Source organism: Desulfovibrio sp. UIB00 (assembly GCF_022508225.1).
Classification (GTDB): domain Bacteria; phylum Desulfobacterota; class Desulfovibrionia; order Desulfovibrionales; family Desulfovibrionaceae; genus Desulfovibrio.
In genome coordinates this window covers 1-2,145 of sequence record NZ_JAETXJ010000020.1, presented here as the reverse complement: position 1 = coordinate 2,145, position 2,145 = coordinate 1, and the positions used below count along the sequence as shown (strand labels likewise).

Here is a 2,145-nt window from a genome sequence, read left to right as displayed (position 1 = left end):
GCTGTTGGCTGTTGGCTGTTCCCCAGCCTCCCCCCTTCTGCCCACGCCTGAGTTGGGCGGGAGGCGGGGTGGCAAGCCTGCCGAAGGACAGGCTTGCTTCGTCATCTGACTTGCCGCAGTTGTTTGAGCGAAGCGCGCCAGCGCGCAGCGAGTTCTGCGGCACACCCCGCATCCCGCCCAACGCAGGTCGCCCGCAGCGAAGCGAAGGGTCGTGGGCAGTGCGGGGTGTACGTGTCAAGGACATGGGTAACAACTCAGCTCACAGACATGGGTAACACTTCAAGCTCACATAGTCCTTCTGGGGTCCTCGCACATCCTCTTCGTTGAAGCAGCCCAGTCGCACCGGCCCCAGATACACATCCCACTGGCCAGCGGCCACCTCCTGCATCCCGATCCACTGCCCCGCCAGCAGGTAGCCGATGTAGACCCGCAGCGCTCGCCAGTAAATCAGGCCGTTGTGGCTGACTCGAACTCTTTCCCAATGCTTCGGGTACTGCAGCTCGGGTAGCTTTGAGGGGTATGGCCTGGCCGAGTCGCTGTAGTGCTGGGCCGGCATGCTTTGCTGCAAGGCCTCATGCGGGCGCTGCTGGTTGTAGTGCTCCACAAAGGCATCGAGCTGCATCTGCAATGCCGCTTTGTCCGCCGCAGGCTCTTTGCCCAGGGCATGCTTGAGCGTGCGGTGCATCCGCTCGTGGCGACCGTTTTGCTGTGGCTTGCCCCTCTCGATGCGCTCCGGCCTGATGCCCAGCCTTATCCACCATATCGCCAGGCGTGACAGGCCCGCCACGCCAGTAGTCGCGAACGGCGGACCGTTGTCACTGCGTATGCGCTCGGGCAGTCCGTATTGCCGAAACACCTGTTCGAAGCTGCGTTTGGCATCCTCGTAGTTGGGGCTGTCGTAGACGTGCACGGCCAGCAAATAGCGGCTGGCGTGGTCCATGATGGTCAATGGATAGCACCAGTGACCATCGGCCGTCTTGAACTGGCCTTTGTAGTCTGCACTCCACACCCCATTGGGCTGCTTGCTCGTCCGCAAGGGCTGGGCCGTAGGCACCGAGCGTCTGCGTACACGCCTGCTGCAAACAAGCCCCTCAGCCTTCAGTACGTTGTAGATGGTGGTTTTGCTGGGTGTCTCCTGTGGGCCCCAACGCTGCAGGAGCAAGGCGTGCAGCTTCTTGGGCCCCATCTGTGACCTTTGCTGCGTGCGCAGCTCAATGATGGCCCGGCGCTGTGCATAGCTGATCGCCTGATTGTTCCCGTGGGGCCTGCGACTGCGTTCTTGCAATCCATCCATGCCCAGTTGGCGGTAACGCTCAACCCACTTGTAGGCCGTCTTGCGGCTGATGCCGTAGCGCCTGCACAGCTCGCTCAGCGGCGCACCACCGCGCAGGTGGTCGGCTATGAAGAGCAGTTTCTCGTCCATGGGTGCGCACTCCTTCCAGGGCATGGTGATCGCTCCTTGGCTGCTGTTGGCTCCAGCTGCCAAGCTTGGATCTGTTACCCATGTCCTTGTACTGATGTGTCACCTATGAGTGTGAGTCGTACCGGGCGCGCTTCTTTGCCCCGCTTTCTTGTCGCGCGACAAGAAAGCGGGTCGGCTGCCGGGCCGAAACCCGGCCTCGAAAAACAACCACCCGGCAGGGTCAAAAAACAGACCCGAGAACAAGAAAGACTCAGTCCACCGTCACCTTCGCCTCCCGAATCACCCTCCCCCACTTCTCCGTCTCGGCAGCAATGAACCGATCGCACTCCTCAGGCGTGGACCCCTCCGCAAACGTCCCCATCACCTGCTCCAGCCGCTGCGACACCTCGGCACTGCGGATGATGCGCGACACCTCGGCGGACATGCGCTGCACGATCTCGCGCGGCACGCCGGCCGGCGCGATCATGGCCGCCCAGGTGCTGCCCAGCAGGCCGTCGTAGCCCTGCTCCACGAAGGTGGGCACGTCGGGCAGCGCGGCCAGGCGCTTGTCGCTGGCCACGCCGATGAGGCGGATGCGGCCGGCCTTGGCGGGCTGGATGAGGTTGGGCGGCGGGTCCAGGAACAGCGGGATCTGGCCGCCCATGAGGTCGGCCAGCGCAGGCGCGGCGCCCTTGTAGGGCACGTGGACCATGTCCGTCCTGGTGAGCAGCTTCATCAGCTCG

General features: G+C 63.4%; 2 protein-coding genes. Both read right to left on the bottom strand.

Features of this window, described 5'->3' with window-relative positions; genetic code table 11:
• Window positions 1-259: 259 nt before the first annotated feature.
• Window positions 260-1,423, bottom strand: coding sequence for an IS481 family transposase (locus tag JMF94_RS15025; RefSeq protein WP_221781674.1), 1,164 nt, complete (start codon window positions 1,421-1,423; stop codon window positions 260-262).
• Between the two features lie 250 nt (window positions 1,424-1,673).
• Window positions 1,674-2,145, bottom strand: a 472-nt coding sequence (locus JMF94_RS15020; RefSeq protein ID WP_276612957.1) for a tripartite tricarboxylate transporter substrate-binding protein, incomplete at its 5' end; no start/stop codon positions are given.

Coding starts and splice junctions, on each gene's coding strand:
- JMF94_RS15025 (WP_221781674.1), bottom strand. CDS start 1,423: ATGGACGAGAAACTGCTCTTCATAGCCGACCACCTGCGCGGTGGTGCG.